At 61.1% G+C, this 22,555-nt stretch carries 20 protein-coding genes and 1 pseudogene; 10 read left to right on the plus strand and 11 right to left on the minus strand.

The genetic code is table 11. From position 1 onward, the window contains the following. Positions 1-4: 4 nt before the first annotated feature. The 6 genes from H9L06_RS05250 to H9L06_RS05275 form a co-directional block, all read right to left on the minus strand. A complete protein-coding gene (locus tag H9L06_RS05250; protein WP_246454510.1) occupies positions 5-1,642 on the minus strand; it encodes a flotillin family protein in 1,638 nt (545 codons plus the stop codon). A gap of 52 nt (positions 1,643-1,694) precedes the next feature. Beyond that, positions 1,695-2,309: a hypothetical protein gene (locus tag H9L06_RS05255; RefSeq protein ID WP_187556159.1), complete on the minus strand. Its 615-nt coding sequence runs from the start codon at positions 2,307-2,309 to the stop codon at positions 1,695-1,697. Positions 2,310-2,385: 76 nt separating this feature from the next. After that, entirely contained in the window at positions 2,386-4,854 is a 2,469-nt protein-coding gene (locus H9L06_RS05260; RefSeq protein ID WP_187556160.1) for an ABC transporter ATP-binding protein/permease, read from the minus strand. Then, a complete protein-coding gene (locus H9L06_RS05265) occupies positions 4,851-5,894 on the minus strand; it encodes an ABC transporter permease (protein ID WP_246454511.1) in 1,044 nt (347 codons plus the stop codon). Before H9L06_RS05265 ends, H9L06_RS05260 begins: the two co-directional genes overlap by 4 nt. A gap of 28 nt (positions 5,895-5,922) precedes the next feature. Further along, entirely contained in the window at positions 5,923-7,257 is a 1,335-nt protein-coding gene (locus tag H9L06_RS05270) for an ABC transporter substrate-binding protein (RefSeq protein ID WP_246454512.1), read from the minus strand. Continuing rightward, positions 7,145-8,698, minus strand: coding sequence for an amidohydrolase family protein (locus tag H9L06_RS05275; RefSeq protein WP_246454513.1), 1,554 nt, complete (start codon positions 8,696-8,698; stop codon positions 7,145-7,147). The genes H9L06_RS05270 and H9L06_RS05275 overlap by 113 nt, the downstream gene beginning before the upstream one ends. Positions 8,699-8,923: 225 nt before the next feature. Here H9L06_RS05275 and H9L06_RS05280 point away from each other — a divergent pair, with 225 nt between their 5' ends. Next, positions 8,924-9,292, plus strand: a complete 369-nt coding sequence (locus H9L06_RS05280) for a DUF2568 domain-containing protein (protein ID WP_187556161.1) — start codon at positions 8,924-8,926, stop codon at positions 9,290-9,292. Positions 9,293-9,472: 180 nt separating this feature from the next. Here the strand turns inward: H9L06_RS05280 and H9L06_RS05285 are convergent, their stop codons facing one another. Beyond that, entirely contained in the window at positions 9,473-9,742 is a 270-nt protein-coding gene (locus tag H9L06_RS05285; RefSeq protein WP_187556162.1) for a hypothetical protein, read from the minus strand. A 230-nt stretch (positions 9,743-9,972) separates the two neighbouring features. On the opposite strand from H9L06_RS05285, the gene H9L06_RS05290 reads away from it, so the two are divergent. Genes H9L06_RS05290 through H9L06_RS05300 form a run of 3 tightly spaced genes read left to right on the plus strand, consistent with a single transcriptional unit; the run spans position 9,973 to position 12,864 of the window. Then, positions 9,973-11,340, plus strand: coding sequence for a sensor histidine kinase (locus H9L06_RS05290; protein WP_187556163.1), 1,368 nt, complete (start codon positions 9,973-9,975; stop codon positions 11,338-11,340). Next, complete coding sequence (locus H9L06_RS05295) at positions 11,328-12,002, plus strand: response regulator (protein WP_187556164.1); 675 nt, start codon at positions 11,328-11,330, stop codon at positions 12,000-12,002. Before H9L06_RS05290 ends, H9L06_RS05295 begins: the two co-directional genes overlap by 13 nt. A gap of 55 nt (positions 12,003-12,057) precedes the next feature. Continuing rightward, positions 12,058-12,864 (plus strand): hypothetical protein, encoded by an 807-nt coding sequence (locus H9L06_RS05300; RefSeq protein ID WP_187556165.1) that lies wholly within the window; start codon positions 12,058-12,060, stop codon positions 12,862-12,864. A gap of 127 nt (positions 12,865-12,991) precedes the next feature. Here H9L06_RS05300 and H9L06_RS05305 read toward each other — a convergent pair whose 3' ends face one another. Then, positions 12,992-13,342, minus strand: a complete 351-nt coding sequence (locus H9L06_RS05305; RefSeq protein ID WP_187556166.1) for a hypothetical protein — start codon at positions 13,340-13,342, stop codon at positions 12,992-12,994. On the opposite strand from H9L06_RS05305, the gene H9L06_RS05310 reads away from it, so the two are divergent. The 5 genes and pseudogenes from H9L06_RS05310 to H9L06_RS05330 all read left to right on the plus strand — a co-directional run bounded on the left by H9L06_RS05310 (position 13,341) and on the right by H9L06_RS05330 (position 17,930). Beyond that, positions 13,341-14,414, plus strand: coding sequence for an LLM class flavin-dependent oxidoreductase (locus H9L06_RS05310; RefSeq protein ID WP_187556167.1), 1,074 nt, complete (start codon positions 13,341-13,343; stop codon positions 14,412-14,414). The two genes, H9L06_RS05305 and H9L06_RS05310, sit on opposite strands and share 2 nt — an antisense overlap. A gap of 115 nt (positions 14,415-14,529) precedes the next feature. Next, positions 14,530-14,913: a helix-turn-helix domain-containing protein gene (locus H9L06_RS05315; RefSeq protein WP_187556168.1), complete on the plus strand. Its 384-nt coding sequence runs from the start codon at positions 14,530-14,532 to the stop codon at positions 14,911-14,913. Next, positions 14,900-15,259, plus strand: a complete 360-nt coding sequence (locus H9L06_RS05320; protein WP_187556169.1) for a HipA N-terminal domain-containing protein — start codon at positions 14,900-14,902, stop codon at positions 15,257-15,259. Before H9L06_RS05315 ends, H9L06_RS05320 begins: the two co-directional genes overlap by 14 nt. A 5-nt stretch (positions 15,260-15,264) precedes the next feature. Beyond that, entirely contained in the window at positions 15,265-16,410 is a 1,146-nt protein-coding gene (locus tag H9L06_RS05325; protein ID WP_187556170.1) for a putative bifunctional diguanylate cyclase/phosphodiesterase, read from the plus strand. 275 nt (positions 16,411-16,685) lie between these two features. After that, a pseudogene (locus tag H9L06_RS05330) lies at positions 16,686-17,930 on the plus strand (IS3 family transposase). 231 nt (positions 17,931-18,161) lie between these two features. Here the strand turns inward: H9L06_RS05330 and H9L06_RS05335 are convergent. Genes H9L06_RS05335 through H9L06_RS05345 form a run of 3 tightly spaced genes read right to left on the minus strand, consistent with a single transcriptional unit; the run spans position 18,162 to position 21,814 of the window. Continuing rightward, complete coding sequence (locus H9L06_RS05335) at positions 18,162-19,547, minus strand: hypothetical protein (protein WP_187556171.1); 1,386 nt, start codon at positions 19,545-19,547, stop codon at positions 18,162-18,164. 36 nt (positions 19,548-19,583) lie between these two features. Continuing rightward, the gene (locus tag H9L06_RS05340) at positions 19,584-20,519 is read right to left on the minus strand and encodes an NAD-dependent epimerase/dehydratase family protein (protein ID WP_246454514.1); all 936 of its coding nucleotides are present in this window, start codon (positions 20,517-20,519) and stop codon (positions 19,584-19,586) included. 26 nt (positions 20,520-20,545) lie between these two features. Next, positions 20,546-21,814 carry a nucleotide sugar dehydrogenase gene (locus H9L06_RS05345; protein ID WP_187556172.1) on the minus strand — a complete coding sequence of 423 codons (1,269 nt, stop codon included), beginning with the start codon at positions 21,812-21,814 and terminating at the stop codon, positions 20,546-20,548. Between the two features lie 358 nt (positions 21,815-22,172). On the opposite strand from H9L06_RS05345, the gene H9L06_RS05350 reads away from it, so the two are divergent. Beyond that, positions 22,173-22,463: a transposase gene (locus H9L06_RS05350; RefSeq protein ID WP_187556173.1), complete on the plus strand. Its 291-nt coding sequence runs from the start codon at positions 22,173-22,175 to the stop codon at positions 22,461-22,463. Positions 22,464-22,555: the final 92 nt, after the last annotated feature.

Genomic DNA, 22,555 nt, shown 5'->3' on the forward strand with positions numbered 1-22,555 from the left:
CTGCCTACTGCTCGGGTGCGTAACCACCGCGGCCGTCAGCGGCCTCCTGTGCAGCGTGCGCGGCTTCGGCTGCAGCATCGACTGCTGCGTCTGCGGCGTCCGCAGTCAACTCTGCGGCGCGGCGACCCGCGCGGCTCGCAAATGCCTGGGCCTCGCTTGAGGTGTCTCCGGCGTCACTCGCAGAGTCGCCCGCTGAACCGGTTGAACCCGCTGAACCAGCAGCGTTCGACTCGCTCGACCGCGAAGCGCGCCCGGCTGCAGCGCCAGCGGCGCTCCCGGTCACGACTCCGTTGAGCATGCCGACAAGGTCGACGCCCACGGTTTCGCGCGCCATTTCGAGCAGGCCCTTGATGTTGCCCATCGCGTCGCCTGCGACCTTCGAGGTGCCGTCTGCCGACACGACGGTCATGTTGTCGATCGCGCCGATCGCCTGCGCGTATTCGGCGGCAATCTCTGGGAGCAGGTGGATCAGCTCTTGGGCGAGCACCGCCTCAGACTGGGTCTCGAGGGCGCGTGCACGGGCATCAATCGCCGACGCCTCAGCGGTACCCTTTGCCTCGATTGCCTCGGCCTCTGCACGACCCTCGGCAGCGAGCGCGGCCGCGGCGGCAATACGTGCCTCACGCGCGGCAATACCCTCGCGCTCCACGGCCTGCGCGCGACCCTCGGCCGCTGAAACCGCCGCGGCTGCGTCTGCCCGCGCGAGCGCTTCGACCCGGTACGCCTCGGCCTCGGCGACGGCACGCACGTCTGCGTTCAGCTTCTCGGTGCGCAGCGCGACCTCTTTCTGCGCGGTGATCTGCTGCTGCGCAACGATGGCCTGCTGCTGAATTGCCTGCTCCAGTGGATCCGCCGCCTGCGCCTGCGCGTTGGCCTTGTCGGTCTCGGCCTGAATCTCGGCTTGACGCAGCTTGAGTTCACGGTTGCGGTCGAGCAGCACCTTCTCCGCGGCGATCTTCGCCTCTTCAGATGCCTGGTAGGCGTTGGTCTCGGCGATCTCAGCGGTCTGACGCACCTGCGCGGCCTCGGGCCGACCAATGTTGGTGATGTAATCCGATCCATCGCGAATTTCTTGGATCTGCAGCGTATCGACAACAAGACCCTGCTTGGTGAGCGCCTCTTCAGCCGCTTCGAGCACGCTCTGCGCAACGACGGCGCGGTCGCGAATGATCTGCAAGACAGTGAGCCCACCGATGATCGAACGGAGCGAACCCGAGAGCACCTCTTGCGTCGACTCGTCGATCTCATCTGAGTTCGAGAGGAAGCGCTGGGCAGCCGCGCGAATCATCTCTTGCGTTCCGCCGACCTTCACCACGGCGACGGCCTGCGCCTGAATCGTAATGCCGTCGGTGGTCTGTGCTTCGGTGGTGATCGAGAGTCTGCGCGAGCGCAGCGAGATGGTGAACGACTTCTGCACGAACGGAACGACGAATACGCCACCGCCGGTGACGACCTTCTGGCCTGAGAGGTCGCGCGTCACAGACCCATCTGCCGTGCGCACCTCCTTGCCCTTTCCGCCGGTAACAATGATTGCCTCGTCGGGCTTCGCGATGCGATACCGCTTAATAATGACGAGCGCGATAAGCACGAGCGCAACAACGGCGCCAAAAATGCCAACTATGGCGGGGGTCATAAGAATCATGTCTTCTCTCAGAGAGGTCGTGGGCGTGTAGTCGATCTAGGTCTGTTGCTGGTTACGAGTCAGTGTTGGTTTCAGGGCCAGGGTGTGGATCGGGCTGCGCGCCCGGCTGCGAATCTGCCTCGGCGCTCACGGGCAGCGGCTCTACCCGCACGGAGGTGGCAGTGAGTGAGTGGGTGATGCGCACTTGGGCACCGCGCGCGATCGCTACGTCTGACGACGCAGACAGCGACACCCGCTCGCCGTGGCGCACAAGCGCGACCTCGCCGAGGCCGCCCGCGGGTATCGCGAGCACGACGTTTGCGATCGACCCGACGACCTCGTCGCCCGAGATCGCGGTCGACGACTCAGCACTGCGGATCGCACGACTCAACCACCACGCAGCGGCACCGCCGAGCACTCCCGCGAGCGCGCCAAGCGCACCCGCCATCGGCGTGCCAAGCCCGGCGCCCACGAGCGCGAACGACGTGAACCCAAAAATCGCGGTGAACGCGGCAATTGTGGTGAGGCTCAGCGGCCCGTCGCCGAAGTCGAACGCGTCGAAGATGCCGTCGAGCACGAGCGAGATAACAAGCAGGACACCGCCGACAATGCCGATGACGAGAAAGATGCCGCCCGCCATGAGCGACCCATCGAGAAGCCTCGACAGCCAGTCACCAATCGCGTCCACGTGCACCTCTTCGTTTTTCGTTTATGTTCCCAGCGTAGCAATGGCCTCGGACATTCGACCGCCCAATTTTGGTGGGCTATGCGGCGGGGAGTCGCGGAACCGCATCGAGCAGCTCGCGGGTGTAGTCGGCCTGTGGATCCACAAGCACTCGCCCACCCTGCTCGACAATGTGCCCGTGCCGCAGCACAACCACCTCATCGCACAGCTCGTGCACGACCGCGAGATCGTGCGAAATCACGAGCAGCGCAAGCCCATAGGACTCGCGCAACTCCGTGAGTAGCTTGATGATATCGGCCTGCACCGACACGTCGAGCGCGCTCGTCGCCTCATCGGCGATGAGCAGCTGCGGATTCACCGCGAGCGCTCGCGCAATGGCGACGCGCTGGCGCTGGCCACCCGAAAGTTCATGAGGGTACGCGTCGGCAGTCTCGGGCGCGAGCCCCACTTGGCCCAGCAACTCGAGCACCCTCGCGCGCTCAAGCCTGCGCGGCACGACTCGGTTGACGCGCAGCACCTCAGTAATCGCAGTGCCCGCTGTGCGGCGAGGGTTGAGTGACGACGCCGGATCCTGCGGAATGAGCTGAATCTTCGTGCGCAGCTGCTTGGGCCTGCGCCCGCGGGCGATGGGGCGACCCATGAACTCGATCGATCCACCAGCGAGCGGGAGTTCGCCCGTGATCGCGCGCGCGATCGTGGTCTTGCCCGAGCCCGACTCGCCGACGAGGCCTGTGGATCCGCGCACCTCGAACGACGCGCCCTCAACCGCGCGGGTGCGACCGTACTTGAGGTCGAGGTCGCGGACCGCGAGCACAGGTGTGGTCGAACTCGCCTGGGCCCCTCTCGGTGGATCGCCCGCTTGCCCAGGCAGCGCGGGCACCGCGTCGAGGAGCGCGCGGGTGTAGGGGTGCTCGGGCTCGACGAGTACGTTGCGGGTGGGGCCGACCTCGAGGATCTGCCCGGCGCGCATGACCGCGACCCGCTCGGTGATCTCGGCGACGACGGCGAGGTCGTGACTCACAAGCACGAGGGTGAGCCCGCGCTCGCGCCGCAGCGTGTCGAGCAGTGTGAGCACCTCGCGCTGCACGGTGACGTCGAGCGCGGTCGTGGGTTCGTCGGCGAGCAGCACGGCGGGGTTGCTCGCGAGCGCGATCGCGATGACGACGCGCTGGCGTTGCCCGCCCGAGAGCTCGTGGGGGTACGCGCGGGCGATTCGCTCGGGGTCGCGCAACCGCACGTCGGCAAGCAGTTCGAGCACGCGCGCCCGTGGGTTCGGCGCTCCGGCCGCTTCGCAAGCCTCGCGCAGCTGGGTGCCCACGCGCGTGAGTGGGTCGAGGGCCGCCAGTGGATCCTGAAACACCATCCCCACGTGACCCCCGAGCGAGACCTCGCCCGACTCGCACGCCACGCCTGGCGGCAGCAGCCCCGCGATCGCGCGCAGGGTGAGGCTCTTGCCCGAGCCAGACTCCCCCACGATGCCGAGCGCCTCGCCCGGTGCGACCTCAAAGCTGACACCGTCGACGAGGCGCGAGGTGGCCGGGTTGGTGGCGGTGGTGTTCGTGGTGGATCGCGTCAGCGCCACAAGCGTAAGAGATTTCACGCGAAGACTGCCCGGCACAACCCCACTGGCGCCGGTGCGGCCGGGGCTTGGATGGGTGTGGGTGGCGCGGGAGCGCCGCGATCCACCGCGAACACCAACAGCGCGGCCGGACCCGCGGCCGCCCGCGCGCCCCGCAACGCGCATGGCGTCACCGAGCCCGTCGCCGAGCAGCGACAGCGCGATGCCCGTCACGACAACGGCGAGGCCCGGCAACGCCGACAGCCACCAGTGCGAGGTGACGAAGGCTTGCCCGTCGGCGATCATGGTGCCCCAGTCGGGGGTCGGCGGGCGAATGCCGAGGCCGAGATACCCGAGTGTCACGATGGCGACCATGATGAGCACGACCTCGGTCGCGAGCAGCACGACCGCCTGCGGCAGCACGTTCGGCAACACATGGCGCACGAGTACGCGGGCGTCGCTGAGTCCGCCGCCGCGCGCCGCACGCACCCAACCCTGATCGCGCATTGAGGCAGTGAGGGCCCGGATCACACGGGCGTAGCCGACCCATCCGACGAGGGCGAACGCGACGACGATACCCCCGGCCCCGGCGCCGAGCGCGAACACGAGCGCGATGACGAGCACATAGAAGGGGAACGCGATGACTGTGTCGGTGACGCGCGAGATGACCCAGTCGGTTGCTCGCCCGAAGTAGCCCGAGACGAGCCCGAGCGTCACGCCAACGACGAAGGGAGTCAGGGCCGCGGCGAAGGCGATGCCGAGGTCGGTCCTTGCGGCGAAGAGCACGCGCGAGAACACGTCGCGCCCAAGCTGATCGGTGCCGAAGAGGTGCTCGGCAGACGGCGGCAGCAGGCCGGCCGAGAGATCTTGCGCGGTCGGCGAGTGCGGCGCGAGGGCGGGCGCAAAGACGGCTGCACCGACGATAAGAAGAAACAGAATCGCGCCGGGTACGAAACTCTTCGAGGCGAGCGCGCGGCGAAAGAATCTCATTGCACCCTCCGCAGCCTCGGGTCGATGAGCGCTGAGAGCACCTGCGCGACGAGTGTCACGAGCACGACGAGCACCGCGCAGTACAGCGCGACGCCCTGCACGACCGGAAAGTCGCGGCTCGAAATCGACTGAAACAGCAGTGTGCCCAGGCCGTTGATGCCGAACACCTTCTCGACCACAAGGGTGCCGCCGATGAGATACGCGAGGTTCACGCTCAAGAGGTTGAGGGTCGGCAGGGCCGCGCCTCTGAGCACGTGGTTGAAGCGGATCCGCCGCTCCGACACGCGCGCCGCGCGCAGCGTCGTCACAAACTCGGCCTCAGTCACCTCGAGCAGCTGCGCGCGAAGCGACCGAATAAGTGGTGGTGCCATGCCGAGCGCGACAGAAAGAGAAGGTAAGAAGAGTGAGCGGATCCACTCGAACGGCCCACCCCCCGAAGCAACGCCCCCAACCGGGAACCACCCGAGGTTTACGGCGAAGACGATGATGAGCAGAAGGCCGATCCAGAAGAGGGGCATGCCCATCGAGATGCTTGGGAGGATGCGAACGGCGTGATCGATCCACCCGTCTTTGCGCTGAACTGCGGCGAGCGCGAGCGGCACAGTAATAAGGAGCGCGATTGCGAGTGCGAAGGCGACGATGCCGAGGCTCACGGGTGCGCGCGACCAGATGAGGTCGCCGGTTGCGACACCGGTGACGAGGGAGTCGCCCGTGTCGCCGTGGGTGAAGATGCGCATGACGAACTCGGTGTACTGCTGCCAGAGTGGCGCGTCGAGGCCGAGCCGTTCGCGAAGTTCGGCGACGGCCTGCGGGGTGGCGCGGTCGCCGAGGATCATCGAAGCGGGGTCGCCCGGCACGATGCGGAGGAGGAAGAACACTGCGGTCACTACGCCGACCATCACGGGGAGCACGGTCGACAAGACTCTGAGCGCTGCGCGACCGATGGCACGCGGCAGCGCGCGGGACTCCCTCGTCGGGCTCGCCCCGCGCGCTGGTTCTTGCGCCGCCTCCGAAGCGGCAGCGCCCGCGCTCAAGCTCACACTGTGCACACTATCGCGGCTTGCGCTCCTACTCCTCGATCCACGCGTCTTGGAACCGGATGCTTGCGTTCGGCAGCCCCTCGAGCCCGTGCACCTTCGACGTGGTGCCGTGCAGCGTTGACGAGTAGTACACGGGAATGTACGGCACTTCTTCGGCGAGGATCCGCTGAATATCAAGGTAGATCTGCTCGCGCTCGGGCCCGTCTGGCGTGGTGCGGCCCTCGTGCATGAGCGCGGTGACTTCGTCGTTCGTGTAGTGGGTCCAGTACGAATTCGAGAATCCCTCTGGATCGGCCTGGAATGTCACCAACCCGTTCGGGTCTGGCGAGTCAGACTGGCCAGAGTTCAGCATGAAGTCGTAGTCGAACGCTCTGAACCGCTCGCGGAACGCCGCAAGGTCGATCGACTCGATCTCGATGGTGATGCCAATCTGCGCCAGCGACTCTTGCACAATCTGGGCGATCTGCGCGCGCGATGCGTTGCCGCTCGCAATGAGCAGGGTCGCGGTGAAACCGTCGGGGTAGCCGGACTCTGCGAGTTCTTGCTTTGCTGCGTCGACGTCGTAGCCGAGCTCGAACCCAGCGTCGGCCGCGGAGTACGCGATCGACGGTGGAATGAGCGAGGTCGCGGCGCGCGCCGTGCCGAAGGTGGTCGCCTGCGTGATGCCCTCGAGGTCGAGCGCGTGGGCGATGGCGCGGCGCACGTGCACGTCTGCGAACTCTGGTTTCTGCGTGTTGAAGAAGATCTGCTCAATCGCCCACGAGTCGCCCGAGATGAGCGTGGTCGCCTCGTTGCTGTCGACCTCGGCCGCGTTGGCTGCGGGCACGGTCTCGATGGCGTCGATCTGGCCGGCGCTCAGGCGCTGCAGCAGCTGGTTATCGTCTGCGATGAATGTGTAGACAAGCGAGTCGAGCAGAGGCTTGCCCTCTTGCCAGTAGTGCTCGTTCTTCACAAAGGTGAGGTCGCCAGACGGATCCCACTCACTCACTACCCACGGGCCAGTGCCGATGGGGCTCTGGAAGAACTCTTCCTCACTCTTGCCGCCAAAGTCGCTCGGCAGCACACCCGCCGCGAAGCCGGTGAGCTCAGACAGGAACGGTGTGTAGGGCTCTGCGAGCGTGATGACGACCGTTCGCGCCTCCTCGTCGGTCTCGATCGACGCGATCGGCGCGGTCAGCATGATCGGGCCCTGCTTCTCAATGTTGCGCTCGAGCGAGAACTTCACGTCTGCGGCCTGCAGGTCGGTGCCGTCAGAGTACTTCAACCCCTCGCGCAGCGTGAACGAGTACACGAGCCCGTCGTCTGAGATCTCGTGGCTCTCGGCGAGCCAGTCGATAATCTGCCCGCTCTCGTCGAACGACACGAGCGACTCGAAGATCTTGTCGATCGCGAACGCGTTGTTCGCTGTGATCTGGGTGTGCAGGTCGAGGTCGTTCGCCGAGGCAAGTCGACCGTAGGTGAGCGTGCCGCCCGCGGTCGGGGTGTCGTCGCTCGGCGCCGGGTCTGCCTGCGCGCAACCGGCGAGCAGCATCGCGGCGACCGTCGCTGTCGCGGCGAGAGACCACAGTCTGCGGCGGTGCAGCGGCTGAGTCGATGGTGTCGTGGGGCTCACGGTGTGTCCTTTCGGGGTGTGGATCAAGTACAACGCGCCCGCCAATAACGACGGCATACACGCTGTCTGGCGCACTGAATACGCCGGGTTCTCTCGGGTCTTGGGTAAAGAAGACTGCGTCGGCGATTTCGCCGGTTTCGATGCGACCGCTCGGTGCGCTGCTGGCGCCGTGTGGATCGGGATCCACCCGCCCAAGCAACTCGGCACCGGCGCGGGTGGCCGCGACGAGCGCCTCCTCGGGGCTGAGGCCCGCGCCCACGAGCGCGTCGAACTCGACTCGGTTCGTGCCGTGCTGCTCTGGTGTGCCGAAGTCGCTGCCGAGCGCAATCGCGAGTCCCGCATCGCGCGACCTGCGCACTGAGTCGGGGTGCGCGAGAACTGCCTCGGCAACGCGCGGCCCGAACTCCGCGGGAAGCTCGCCCTTCTCAATCATCTGTTGCACGAATCGGTAGATCGTGAGTGTCGGCACGTGGGTCATTCCGCGATCTGCAGCGCGCCTCGCCTGGTCATCGGTGAGGAAGATGCCGTGCTCGATACTCATCACCCCGGCTTCGATCGCGTCGTCGATTGCCTGGCCACCCCACGCGTGGAGCATGACTCCTGCACCGACCTCGGCCGCTCGCTCAACGACCTGCCGCTGTTCATCGAGAGTGAAGATGGGTTCGAGACCGGAACCGGGCGGGGAAGCGACCGACGCGGTGGCGAGGAGTTTGATCCACCGGGCACCGGCCTCGAGGGATCGCTCTGCGACCGCGAGCACACCGCCGCTCTCGTCGGCGAGTTCTCGGCTGAGCATGTGCACCGACGCCTGTATTCGCGGAATCTCGGGGACCTGTGCAGGAAGATGCGTGAACTCGAAGCCGGCCGCGTCACGCACGCTCGTGAACCCGTTGCGGAGCATCAGCTGCAACACCGCGAGTGTCTTCGCGTTGCGCTCGCTCGGGGCGTCGAGTGCGCGGTCGGCCACGTTGAAGTAGTGCGAGGCAATATGACTGTGCGCGTCGACGAGCCCCGGCACCATCCAGAGGTCGCCCCCGTTCGGTGCCGCGAGGTCGGCGGTGCTTTGGGTTCTTGATGTAGAGCCGCCGGGCTCCGAGTCGCCACCGGCCAGCGAATCTCCCCCAAGCGCAAACCGGCCGCCTGCCCAGCTCACGCGCTGTGGCGCCGAGAAGTCACCCCACTCTGTGAGCACGCGCGCGCTCGCGACCGCGGTGGCTACTGCGACATTGCTCGGCACGTGCTCTCCGGTTTCTCTTGAATGGTCACTCTGGTTAATCACTGGCACACCCACTTACGGGACCAGCCTGTGGTCTTTTGATAAAGCCTAGTTAGTCGATTCTCAATGAACCACTTTCGGGTGGTTTGGCTGATCCACCGATCACGACTCTCACAACTTCGCCCTGGATAGAATTGAGGGGTGACCAGTGAGCCCCAGTCGAATACCAGCCCCCGCGATTCTCAAGCACTTCAGGTGGTGCGCGGCGTCATCCATGTCGCCGTCGTCGTCAACGCGACCGTGTGGGGGTTTTTCGATTGGGCGTTCCCGTTCCCGGCCGTCTTCGTCGGCCTCGGCGCGCTGTTGATCACCATCCTCATTTGGGCGCTGTTCCTCTCCCCCAAACCAGTGCTGCACACTGACCGTTTCGGTCACGGACTCATCGAGTTGCTCTTCCTCGCGTCGGGCGCGGGTGCGCTGCTCGCCCTCGGCGTTCCATGGTGGATCGCAGCGGCCTTCTTCGTCGTCGGCGCAATCCTTGGCTGGATAGTCCCCAACCGCAACAAGTAACGCTCCTCGACATCTCAACGCCAGTTTGCCGCGCCACCGGCTGGCCGATCTACCCACCTTTCAGCACCGATTTAGCGCCAGGCGAACTCCGAGCGTCAGGCGACCTCTCAGGCAAAAATCCTTCGCATGGTGCTCCAACTTCGCCCGAAGCTCACTGGGTAGGGGCGTCAAACTAGCAATTCAGAGAACCTTGGAATCTGCGAGACCATCGAACGCCGCATCTACTTTGTCGAACCTCGCATCAATCTGATCGAACCTCGCACCAATCTGATCAAACCTCGCATCAATCTGATCAAACCTCTTCTCAACCTGGTCGAACTTCTTCTCGAATTTCTTGTCGAGTTCGACGATCGGTCGACGCAAGCTGACATAGAGCGCGATCATTCCTCCCACCATCGCAACAAAGGTGATGATCGGACCAAAGATCGTCATGATGGTTTCCAAGGACACACTCCATATTTTTGCAGTTCCAGGTCGTTCACACCAGAGACGCTAACGCAATACCGGCACTTCTAAACCTGAAGCAAACCAATTGTGAATAACTCGGGAGGCAGAACCTCAAAACCCCGCCCTGTGAGCGACGCTAGGCTCCGAAAATACTCACAAGGTAGGGGAAACCCTCCCCCACATCGGGGGTTGCCACTGTGTTGCAGCGGCGCCCCGGCCCGTACCTTTGAAGCATGACCACTTCTCAGAACCCGCAGGCGGGCGCGCCAATACCTCCGCGAGCAACTCCGCCAGCACCAACGCGGCCCGAGCAGGCAACCCACCCGCTGCGCATCGCGCAGACGCTTCTGCATCTCGCACTCCTCGGCACCGCCGGGTGGGCTGTACTAGCAACATTCTTCAGCGTGCTCGCCACCGGCATCGGCCTGGTGTTCGTGCTCGGCATCGGACTCGTCGTGCTCGTCGGCCTCATCTACGCCATGTTCGGCCTCGCCTGGTTCGAGACGGCCCGCGTCGGCGGCCTCTACGACCTCGATGTCACGCAGCCCACATTCGCGAAGCGCACACGGCCTACGTTTGGCGGGTGGATCCGCTCTCTCGGCCGCCAGCTCAAAGACGGCGGCATGTGGGCTGCCCTCGCAAACTTCGCGATCTCTGCGACGCTCGGCGCGCTGGTCATTCCGCTCGTGCAGGGGTTCATCTGGTCGATCGGAATGATCATCAACCCAGCCTCACTTGGCACCGGGGTGTTCCGATGGATGTTCCTGCTCCAAGACGTAACCCCGACCCAGGGCAGACTGCTCGGCGCGCTCGGAATTGTAGTGACGGCAGCCGCGGTCTTCGGCCTCATCCTGCTGCACCGAACCCTCAGCGTCGCCCTCATCGGCGCCCAGGCAAGAGAAGAGAAACTCGCCGCCGAAGCCCAGCAGGCGACTCACCAACGCGAGGGCGCAGTAAGAGCCGCAGATGTTGAGCGCACCCGCATTGAGCGCGACCTACACGACGGGGTCCAGCCAAGACTCGTATCGGTCGGCATGACCTTGGGCCTCGCGCAGCAGAAGATCGACTCCGACCCCGAGGGCGCAAAGGCCCTGCTCGCAGAGGCGCACACCTCGACAAAGGCCGCGATCACCGAGCTCAGGCAGCTTGCCAGGGGCATCCACGCTTCAGTACTCGACGATCGCGGACTCGACGCCGCGCTCTCTGCGCTCGCGGGCCGCTCACACATTCCGGTCACGCTCGACGTGCGCATGGAGGGCGCGGGCCAAGCAGGCTCGCAAAGCACCCGCGTCGCCCGCGCAGCAGAGTCGGCCGTCTACTTCGTCATCGCCGAGTGCCTCACGAATGCTGCGAAGCACTCCCGGGCGAACTCGGTGCGGGTGACGGTGCGGGTTCGATCCACCGCGAATGCCGAGGGCCCCGACACGCAAGTGCTCTGGGCGCGCGTTGAAGACGACGGCATCGGCGGCGCCGAATTGCAGCCGGGCGGCGGCCTCGACGGCATCACGAACCGGGTGCGCGCGGCCGGCGGTACGATTCAGATCGACAGCCCTGCCGGGGGCCCAACCGCCGTGGAGGTGAGCGTGCCATGCGCATTCTGATCTGTGAAGATTCGGTGCTGCTTCGCGAGGGTCTCGTGCGGTTGCTCGAGCACTCAGGCCACGAGGTCGTCGCGGCACTCGCCGACGCTCACGCGCTCGCAGAGACGGTCGCCGAGCAGAACCCCGAGCTCTGCATCCTCGATGTGCGGCTGCCTCCGTCGTTCACCGATGAGGGCATTCGCGGTGCACTCGAACTGCGGCGCATGCACCCCTCACTGCCGATCTTGGTGCTTTCGCAGTACGTCGAAGAGCAGTACGCGAGCGAACTCATCGGCACAGGCGGTGGATCGAGCACCGGTGGCATCGGCTACCTCTTGAAAGACCGCGTCGCCGATGTCTCTGACTTCGTCGATGCGCTCGAGCGGGTCGGCAAGGGTGGCACGGTGCTCGACCCCGAGGTCGTCTCGCAGCTGCTCACCCGCAGGCGCCAGGATGAGCGCATGCAGCGCCTCTCTGACCGCGAGCGAACCGTGCTCGCAAGCATCGCCGAGGGGCTCTCAAACCACGCGATCGCGCAGCAGCTCTTCCTTTCGCTCGCGACCGTCGAGAAGCACATCACCTCGATCTTTCAGAAGCTCGAACTCGAACAAGACGAGTCGGGCAATCGGCGAGTGCTTGCGGCGCTCGCTCACCTCGAAAACAACGGTGGATCGGCGCAGTGAGCGCCCGCACTAAGCATCCACAGTAAGCTCTCGCCTCACAGATTGGACCAACATCATGAACTCCTTCAAACAGTCCTCGCGAACCATCGCGATCGTGGCCTCGGTCGTGGGCGGCGTCGTGCTGCTCGGGGTCGGCGCGACCGCCGCGGTAGCGACCTTCGGCAATATGAATGCCAGCAATTCGGGCGGATCGCAGTCGCTCGACGTGACAGGCATTAACGGCGTCGAGGTCGTGTCGAATGCCGCAGACTTTGAGCTCGTCTTCGCCGACGTTTCAGAGGCGCAGCTCGACATCACCGGTAACAGCACGTACCGCTGGGAGATGCGTGTCGACGACGGTGACCTCGTGGTCGATTCGAAGCGCGGATTCTTCGACTTCTGCATCGGCTGGTGCAACATGGGTGAGCAGCAGGTGACGCTCACGCTGCCGAGCGAACTCGACTCGGGCAAGCTCGATGCCGAACTGCAGCTCAACGCGGGCACCCTGAACGCTGGCGGCAGTTGGAACGATCTCGCAATCGAGGTCAATGCCGGTGCGCTCGAGTTCGGTGGATCAGCCAATGCACTCGACACCTCAGTCTCTGCTGGGCGCGCGATCCTCGACGTCGATGGCGCCCGCACCGCGGATCTCGAGATCGCGGCGGGCCAGCTTATCGCTGAACTCACCGGTCGCACCCCCGGCGAGGTCTCGGTCGACGTGAGTGCTGGCAAGCTTGAGCTCACCGTGCCCGACGATACCTACGATGTGCGCTCGGACGTGTCTGCCGGCTCGTTTGACAACCGTCTCGATACCTCGAGCAATTCATCGCACCGCATCGACGTGAGTGTCTCGGCCGGCTCCGCCGCCCTCCGCGCCGGGTAACCGCCGACACTTACCCTTCCAAAATGCGAGTGGGAGTTTGCTACTAAGACACCAGCCTTAGTCGCAAACTCCCACTCGGATTCGCCCGCGTCACAATCCATTCGCGACTCCGCTGCTTGGCCAGGGCTCAATGGTGTTCACAAAGCAATTCGCCTTCCATGAACTCACCATGTTCATCCTCGTATTCGGGGAACCACTTTTCTGGACGCCTAAATACTTTGCCATTGGGCGCCTCGGTAACATCTAGCAGCTGCGCAGCCTTTATGTTTGCGATTGTGATTTGTCGCGAACTCGGCAGCATACGTTTCAGTGCATGTGACTCCCGACGAGGCGGGAATTGAGCAATAAGAGTCGCCTCGTTATCTAGAGTTCTCGCCATCTTCACCGCAGGTATGACGTCCTTCTTACCCTCATCCGAGTGGAAGTAAACATGCACACGCATGGAATATCCCGGCACCGGAAGCGTTGCACCAAGCATGCAGACTTCAAAGAAGCCCCAGGTTGTGGCTGGCGCAACGGCTGACCAACTCATTCTCGGCCTTGACTCGTTCGGCGATGTAACCGTCGACAACGAAGGCACCCCCGTGCACCACGCGCAGGTGCTCCGCGACGTCGTCGAACAGGCAGTCCTCGCAGACGAACTCGGCGTCGACGCGATCACCCTGGGCGAGCACCACCGCGACGACTTCGCGATTTCATCACCAGAGATCGTGCTCGCCGCGATCGCTGGCAAGACCGAGCGGATCCTCCTCGGCACCGGTGTCACCGTGCTCTCGAGCGACGATCCGGTTCGTGTGTACGAGCGCTTCGCCACACTCGACGGCGTGAGCAACGGGCGCGCAGAGGTCATCCTCGGTCGTGGATCATTCACCGAATCGTTCCCTCTCTTTGGGTACGAGTTGAGCGACTACGACTCGCTGTTCGCAGAAAAGCTTGACCTCTTCTCGAAGCTGCGCAGCGAGGGCCCGATCACCTGGTCGGGCAAGCACCGCAGCACGCTCGTCAATCAAGAGGTGTACCCGAAGACCGAGCACGAGGGCGGTCTTCCCGCGTGGATCGGTGTGGGCGGCAGCCCGCAGTCAGTCCTCCGCACGGTTCAGATGCAGATCCCGATGATGCTTGCGATTATTGGTGGAGACCCGGCTCGGTTCCTCCCCTTCGCAGACCTGTATCGCAGCGCTCAGCAGGAGTTGGGCAGCGCACCGATGCCTCTCGGCGTGCACTCGCCGGGGCACGTCGCGAAGACTGACGAGCAGGCTCGCGATGAGCTCTGGGAGCACTTCCGCGCGAACCGCATTCGCATCGGCCGCGAGCGCGGCTGGCCTGACCCGACGCGCGAGCAGTTCGAGGCCGAGGTTGAGCAGGGTGCCCTCTTCACAGGGTCGCCCGAGACGGTTGCGCAGAAGATCGCAAAGACCGTGAAGGTTCTCGGTGCGGATCGCTTCGACCTCAAGTACGCCAACGGCACGATGCCTCACGACCTACTCATGTCGAGCATCGATCTCTACGGCCGGGAGGTCATACCCCGCGTGCGCGAACTCCTTTCGTAAAAAGCTAAACAACCCCAAATGACGGTGCGGTCAAATTGAGAAACTTGACCGTATCGTCAAATTTACAAACTTGACCGCTCTTGCCTATTCACAAACTTGACCGTACAATCAAGTCATGAATCAGTCGCCTCAGATACAAACCGCTGCCGACTTCGGTTATCAGCTTCGCGAAGAGCGAGAGAAGCGCGGAATCACGCAAGCAGAGCTTGCTGCACGGGCCGACGTTTCAACGAGATGGCTTTCGAACTTCGAGCGGGGCAAGTCTCCCCGCGCCGAACTCATTAAAGTGTTGCACGTGGCAAAGTCCCTCGGGCTAACGTTCGAACTCGCTGAGGTTCGGCAGAAAGAGCTTCCCCCGCAGCAACAGGCGCTTATGGATGCCTTCATGAGTGGCCCCTACGCGCCGAAGCCCAATGCGGGTTACCCGACAGCCACACACCAACAGAGCAACGCCAAGAAACACACGGCTGAAGCCCTGGAGCACGATGGCGAAGCGTGAACTCAATGTCTTCCTGTACGGCGATCCGGTGGGCACGCTTACCGGTAGCGGCAGCCTCATTACCGGCTTCAGGTACCAGAGCGGGTATTCGGGGGCAGCGCTCTCCCGCTCGATGCCAATAACCAAACGCAGTGTTGGGCGCCAGACTGCGAGTGCGTGGTTTACGGGTCTTCTCCCCGAGGGAGAAGAGTTGCGTCGAGCCATGGCAGACGCGCACGGCAGCCGCGATACTACGTCAATGGGTCTCCTTGAAAGCGCCGGGTTAGATTGCGCTGGCGCGGTTCAAGTTGCTCCCGAAGGTGACCTGCCAGAGCGGGAACAGCGGTTCGAGCCGATAACCGGCTGAATGCCGTGAACGACCGTTACGGCCGCAATGCAGGCGATGATCTATTGAAAGCTGTGGCTGGCAGGTTCAACGGTTTCGTCAACGCACCAACAAAGTTGTTCCAGTACAGTGGCGACAACTTCATGATTGTGCATCGACACGACGAAGATAGTGAGGCTTTCACGTTCGCGTCTGCCGTTGAAAAGTTGTTGCGCGCACCGTTTGTGGTTGGTGGCCAAGATCTCATCATCTCTGCGAGCATTGGGGTCTGCGTTTTTCCACAGTACGGTTATGACCGCGACTCCCTGATACGGCGATCGGAAGACGCGATGCTGGAGGCGAAACGGCCTGGCCGTAGTCACATCACTTTCTTTCGAGAGCTTGCGAGCGATGAAGATTCCAGGCTCCTGAGACTCGAATTCGCGCTGCGGCATGCATTAACGAACGAGGAACTTTCCATCGTCTATCAACCGCAGGTTGCGGTGAACACCGGCGAGGTTCACGGCGCTGAGGCGTTGCTGCGCTGGAACCACCCTGAGTTGGGCCCGATATCCCCCGCTGAATTCATTCCGATCGCTGAACGCAGCGGCCTCATTCACGAGATAGGCATGTGGGTCATAGAGAACGCCTGCCAGCAACTGCGAACGTGGCACCATTTGGGGCATGCGAACCTTCGCCTGGCGGTAAACGCGTCGATTGACCAGTTTTACGATGCAGAGTTCTACGAGCGTCTAGAACGAGCTATTCAAGTCAGCGGCATCGACCCCGAATCGCTGGTAATCGAAGTCACCGAATCTATCGCTGCGAATGCTGACACTGTTGTTGAGCAGCTGCAGAGACTCAAGAGCCTCGGTGTGAGCATTGCCCTCGATGATTTCGGCACCGGCTACAGCTCGTTGCAGTATCTGAGAAGCTTTCCGGTCGATTATCTCAAGATTGATCGCTCGTTCACCTCTGGTCTTGGGTCGAACGACACGGATCACAATCTCGTAGCAACGGTCATCGACCTCGCGCGGAGCTTTGGATTGTACACCATCGCAGAGGGTGTCGAGACGGGCGAGCAGTTGCGAATTCTTCACGAGCTCGGTGCCCCACTTGCGCAGGGGTTCCACATCAGTCGACCAATCTCACCCGACGAGTTTGGGGTGTGGATCGACCAGTATTCGGCATAGTCCGTCGCTGACAGGATCATCATTCGCGCATAGTTAGTTCTAACTAGTTCCTTGTCTTATGCAAATCCGCACTACTAAGTTGATCTGCGGGGGCGTGAGCAGTCACGTCTAAAACTGCTTGTGGTGGGGCGGGGCCTCGGGGTTCGTCGTGTCGTCAAGGAAGACTTGGGGATAAAGATGTCTAGTGCTGCCATGCCGAAAACTAGCCGCGGGCGCGGGCGTGAAGCGCCCTGGTTCTATTGGAGACTCCATACTTTTGGAAAGAGAATGGAACCATGGCCCAACACAAAAACAAAGGACGACGCTACTCGGCTGAAGAGAAAGCCGCTGCGGTCAGGATGGTGCGCACTCTCCGCGCTGAGCTCGGCACAAGCCAAGGAACAGCGACGCGCGTCGCTGACCAGCTCGGTTACGGGGTTGAATCAGTGCGTGCACCTGGGTGCGTCAAGCCGACATCGATGACGGCGTTCAAGCCGGTGTCACGACCGATGACCAGACCCGGATGCGTGAACTTGAGCAAGAGAACCGTGAGCTCAAGCGTGCGAATGAAATCTTAAAGCGGGCCGCGTCTTTCTTCGGGGCGGAGCTCGACCGCCAACACAAGATGTAGTGGATTTCATCAATCGCAACAAGGATGACATTGTGGCTGGTCGTCGTCTGGGGGTCGAGCGCATTTGCAGCGCGCTGCAGGTGGCCCCGTCGACGTATTACGCCGCCAACGGCAGGCCGGCCTCAGCGCGTCAGGTGCGAGATGCGGAGCTTGCTCCGCTGCTACTCGAAATCTGGGAATCGAACTACTCGGTCTATGGGGTGCGCAAGCTCTGGAAAGCAGCGAAGCGAGCCGGTATCAATATTGGCCGAGACCAGGTGGGCAGGCTCATGAAAGTCCTCGAGATCGAGGGAGTACGACGTGAGAAACGAGTAAAGACCACCAAGCCCGACCCGGTGTCTGTGCGACATCCTGACCTCGTGAATCGGGTGTTCTCAGCGGACGGTTGTGGGTGACGGATCTGACGTTCGTGCCAACCTGGAAGGGTGTCGCCTACGTGTGCTTCATCATCGACGTATTCGACCGCGCGATTGTCGGATGGCGGTGTGCATCAACCATGAAGACCGAGACCGTGCTCGACGCGATCGAAATGGCTCGCTGGTCACGAGGCAAGAAGCTCCCCGAACTTCGATGCCATTCCGATGCAGGGTCTCAATTCACATCCATCCGTTACGGAGAACGCCTCGCCGAGATCGGGGCAACGCCCTCGATCGGGACGGTTGGCGATAGCTACGATAACGCTCTGGCCGAGTCCGTGAATGGGTATTACAAGGCTGAGCTCGTGCGCGGGCCTGCGAAAAAGGGGCCTTGGAAAACGATTGATGACCTTGAACTCGCGACGCTGGGTTGGGTGCACTGGCACAACACCGAGCGCCTGCACGGATACCTCGGCGACGTGCCGCCTGCAGAGTTCGAAGCGGCATTCTATGCTGGGATCACCAGCGCCAAAGAACTGGTCGAACTCAAATGAGCTGAGTCTCTAAGAAACCCAGGGCGCTTCACAGCGTTACCAACAACAGCTACGTCCCAGCATTCACGTATGGGAACATGACAAAGTTTATGGTATGAATAATGAGATCTATCGTAACTATTTAGTCGGCATACCCAGCGGAGTCGCAGTGCGTGTCACGGTTAAGGGCCTCGGAAATGTTGTCGGCTGCGATAATACTCCAGGAAGCTCAGGAGTGACCAATCTCACTTGTCAATACTGAAAAGGTGCGTTAAAAACATGGGAATTCTTCCGTAATCGTTGCCCTTTAGGTTGCACTTCATTGGAGAAGTTTGCTATGAATGCGAACATCAGTAGAGCGAGTGCTGCTGGAATAGTCTCCCAAAGAGGGAAGGCGAAACCAATAGAAAGGAAAGTAACTGCTGCTGCAACCACTTCGATTGAACGTCTCCGTAATGCCGACACTGCCATGGTCGCTAGGACAACCAAAAGCATACCGACACCTAAAAGCCCTAGACTCGAGAGCGAGCCCATCATTGCGTTCTCGAGAAGCAGGCCCGTCTCATCGAAGATCTGCCGCGAAGCAACTCCCGGTCCGACTCCGAGCATCTGATTAGTTTCGTATAGGGCTTGCGCTTGTTGAAATGCAAGCCCAGAACGATACTCCGTAGATCCAGCAGCTTCATCAGACCCCAAACGCTCTTGGAGTACTGGGTTCATCCAAATTATCGCCCCAATTACCGCGAAGAACGCGACGCCAAACGTCTTAGTCATGACGGATGTCTGAGAAAGCCCGAGTAAAACAATCAGCCCGGCCAAAGCACCCACCGCAAGCCCGATCACTCCACTTCGAGAAGCTGTGGAGGCCGTCGCTACGGCAGAAATAATCGCTACAACTCCTGGCGCTAGCTTTCTTTCTCGAATCGCCCACAGCCCCAGAAATACGGACGACATGCCGAAGAATAACCCGTTCATAAGCGGGTGCCCGAGTGACGTCATAACCCGGTGCACGCTCCAATGCTGATCGAAGGTGTAGAAATTCGCAAGGGGATTGATCCGCGTGAATGTCTCAAATAAGGCAGCGAATGACAGAATCAGTGCGGTTCCCATCCAGGCCTTCCGCAGAGCAAGTGCGGTGCGTGCTTCGATACGATCTGCAAGTAGTACTGGGATGATGAGCAGAACTACGACAGTCGCTGACCAGATTGCACTAAAAATTGGCTCATCACTCAATACCACAAGAAGCGTGAGGACCAAGATGGCTAGCACTGCCGGGAGCTTCGCCATGCGTTGGTCTTCGATTCGCCTGGAACTAATCAGGCGGATGAGCCACACTGATATTATTGCGACGGTCGGCGTGACCGTACCCCGCGGAAAGCCTAAGTCAATCGGAAGATAGGTGATGGGGAAAAAGGCAAAAACCACCATTGCCACGCTCGGCAGTAGGTAATTTGAGAATGAAAAGGCGAAGATCATACTTCCCAGAAGGAGTAGTCCTATAAAGGCAGTGCCTGGCAACATGCTCGCGCCAAAGAAGCTGCCCACAACCAGCAGAACAGCAACCACAATCCCAACGACGTGCACTCTCTTCGGGTTGGTATGCGCACTTCCCTTCACGTCGAGCCGATTAATCTTCAATTCACCTACCGTGCGGTTTCGACTAATGGGGTCGGCTCAGACTGACTGGAAGTACCAGTCATAGACCTCGCGCAGCGCGTCAGGTAACGCAGGAGCTCGAAGGTCGTGAATTAACGACTGCAAAAGGCTCGAAGAGGCTTGCGAATGTCGCACATCGCCCGGACGGGGCTCGGTATAGTCAACTCCGATCGGTGCGGGATGGATCTTACGCAAGATTTCGATTGCTTCGTTAAGCGTCGTGCGGGTACCGAATGCGAGGTTAACTGGAGACGGATAGGTCACTTTGCGTAGAGACGCCTTCGCTAAAGCATCAACCACAACGTGCACAGAAGTAAAATCACGTGACTGCTCACCATCTCCGTACACAGTGAGAGGCTTCCCCTGCTTAAGCGCTTCGATAAATAGAGGAACTACTGCCGCATACGCATGATCAGCTCGCTGCAACGGCCCAAATACGTTAAAGAAGCGAAAAGCCAAGGTCGGAAGACCATAACTGTGGAGATAGGAATTTGTTAGAGACTCCGTCGCCAGTTTGCTCACTGCATACGGACTTACCGGCTGCGGAACAAGCCCTTCACTCTTCGGAAGAGTCGGATTCGCCCCGTAAACTGATGACGACGACGCAGAGACCACGTGTTCAAGCCCGTGGACCCGCGCGGCTTCGAGTACGTTCAACGTACCGATCACATTCACGTCAAGCGAGGACCGCGGATCTTTGATCGATCGTGGCACCGAAGGAAGGGCACCGAGATGCACGACACGGTGTACTCCTGCGAACGCGCTCAGTACCTCATCTTGGTTTCTGAGGTCACCCTCAATCACTTTGACACGGGGATCAACGTATTCACGTCGGATACCGGTCGAAAAGTCATCAAAGATACGTATCTCTGAGACTTCGGTCTCTTCCATAAATCGTTCAACGAGATTCGCGCCGATGAACCCGGCGCCACCGGTTATGGCTACTGAAATCACGTTCCACCTCTCATAGCAATCAATGACTACAGGCGCTCGACAGCAGGCCCGCGAAGCACGTTCTTCGTATCCAGAACTGGCACCTGCAAGCCCTCAATCAGCCTCAAATCGACATCGTCATGATCGGTTATGAGAACCACCGCGTCTGCGCGTTCCAAAGCCTCCAGGTCAAGACCAACACGTTCGACGCCTTCTGGCCAACGGTGGGGCTCAACGTATGAATCGAATGCGATGAGGTTCACGCCATAATCACGGAGGAGATCGATTATACGAAGAGAGGGCGCTTCTCTAGTGTCGCCCGTTCCCCTCTTGTACGCGAGTCCAACAAGCAGCACCGTCGCACCTCTGGCAACAGTGCCTGCCTGGTTGAGTAACATCGTTAGACGGCTCACCACATAATCGGGCATATGCTCATTTACATCGTTCGCGAGCTCCACGAATCGGAACGATCGTCCAAGCTTCCTCCTCACCTCCCAGGAGAGGTAACTCGGGTCCACGGGAAGGCAGTGTCCACCAACGCCAGGTCCAGGGGTGAACTCCATGAAGCCAAACGGCTTTGTACTTGCAGCCTCGATGGATTCCCAGACGTTTACACCGAGCTGATGGGCGAAAACAGCGAGCTCGTTCACCAGCGCGATGTTGACGTGCCGAAAGGTATTTTCGAGAAGCTTCGTGAGTTCCGCTTCCCGAGTTCCACTCACCGCCACAGTCGTGTCAACAAGACGATCGTAAAATTCCTGCACCTTTTCAAGGGAAATCGGGGAGGTTCCAGAAACGACCTTCGGAGTCTCAACGAATCCCCAAGTCTTGTTCCCTGGGTCAATACGCTCCGGACTATATCCGACGTAAAAGTCCTGGTCGACTTTCAGACCCGAGACTTCCTCAAGGATCGGAACTAGGAGTTCCTCAGTGGTGCCAGGATAAGTTGTGGATTCGAGTACCACCGTAGCGCCGGGAGAAAGGTATTCCGCCAAACTTCGCGCAGAACTTTCAACAAAACTTAAATCAGGGAGGGATTCCTTAAGCGGCGTAGGAACGGTGATCACCGCAATGTCAAACCCTTCAGCGGCAGCATAGTCTTCGCTGGGAACGTAGTTTTGTGAGTCAACAGCAGCAGCAAGCTCCTCGGAGCTCACGTCATCAACATAAGACTCACCCGAACGCAGCCCCGCAACTCGCTTGGAGTCAAGATCGAGTCCCACTACATTGAACCCAACTTTGACAGCCCGCATGGCGACAGGTAATCCAACATAACCTTGACCGATAACAACTAGTTTCTGAGGTTCAGTGTCCATGACCGACTCGGAGCCTTCCTGATTCTTATATTTTAACGAGCGCAGGCGCCCACAGGCTATTTGGCTACCACACTTACGTAAGAACTTAAATCCTAAGCAACATGCGCTCAATGCCGCTCATAATGCGAGAGTGATTCCGAACGATAGCTTACTCGCAAATCCACGCGAGTTTCGACCCAAAGGGCTGTCCTTCGCACAAAAGCCGCTCTACGACTAAGGTTCTTGGCCACGGCCTGCTTGCATAAATCCCAGGACGCGGGCCAAAGAGTTTCAGTCACCCCACAGCGCGCCCGTCTACATATGCGCTGAAGAGTGCGCCCGTACGCTGATTTGAGACAACGCTAAGGAGAATCTGTTAATGTCAGATCGTCGGAAGTTCACGGCTGCGTTCAAGGCTGACGAGGTGGAGTTGGTGATCACCTCGGGGCGCCCGGTAGCTCAGGTCGCGCCGGAAATCGGTGTCAACGAGGACACGCTGGGGAACTGGGTGCGCACGTGGCGAGAGGAGCATCCGGAGGCGGGGGCTGCCGATCCTGGCCCGGTGGAGTGGGCCAAACATCAAGCGTTACAGGCAGAGAACGCGGAGCTGAAGCGGGAGATCAAGTTCCTGGGAAAAGTCAGCGCCTTCTTCGCCGCGAAGCAACGATGATCGACTATTTCGTGTTCGAGGACCATGTTCACGGCGTCATCTTTGAACTGATCGCTGAATTCGCGTTTAGGGCGGGGTGTAGACATTTGTTT

It is taken from the genome of Leucobacter denitrificans, assembly GCF_014396385.1.
Taxonomy (GTDB): domain Bacteria; phylum Actinomycetota; class Actinomycetes; order Actinomycetales; family Microbacteriaceae; genus Leucobacter; species Leucobacter denitrificans.

Coding starts and splice junctions, on each gene's coding strand:
- H9L06_RS05260 (WP_187556160.1), bottom strand. CDS start 4,854: ATGAGATTCTTTCGCCGCGCGCTCGCCTCGAAGAGTTTCGTACCCGGC.
- H9L06_RS05300 (WP_187556165.1), top strand. CDS start 12,058: ATGAACTCCTTCAAACAGTCCTCGCGAACCATCGCGATCGTGGCCTCG.
- H9L06_RS05250 (WP_246454510.1), bottom strand. CDS start 1,642: ATGATTCTTATGACCCCCGCCATAGTTGGCATTTTTGGCGCCGTTGTT.
- H9L06_RS05295 (WP_187556164.1), top strand. CDS start 11,328: ATGCGCATTCTGATCTGTGAAGATTCGGTGCTGCTTCGCGAGGGTCTC.
- H9L06_RS05350 (WP_187556173.1), top strand. CDS start 22,173: ATGTCAGATCGTCGGAAGTTCACGGCTGCGTTCAAGGCTGACGAGGTG.
- H9L06_RS05310 (WP_187556167.1), top strand. CDS start 13,341: ATGCAGACTTCAAAGAAGCCCCAGGTTGTGGCTGGCGCAACGGCTGAC.
- H9L06_RS05345 (WP_187556172.1), bottom strand. CDS start 21,814: ATGGACACTGAACCTCAGAAACTAGTTGTTATCGGTCAAGGTTATGTT.
- H9L06_RS05305 (WP_187556166.1), bottom strand. CDS start 13,342: ATGCTTGGTGCAACGCTTCCGGTGCCGGGATATTCCATGCGTGTGCAT.
- H9L06_RS05315 (WP_187556168.1), top strand. CDS start 14,530: ATGAATCAGTCGCCTCAGATACAAACCGCTGCCGACTTCGGTTATCAG.
- H9L06_RS05290 (WP_187556163.1), top strand. CDS start 9,973: ATGACCACTTCTCAGAACCCGCAGGCGGGCGCGCCAATACCTCCGCGA.
- H9L06_RS05320 (WP_187556169.1), top strand. CDS start 14,900: ATGGCGAAGCGTGAACTCAATGTCTTCCTGTACGGCGATCCGGTGGGC.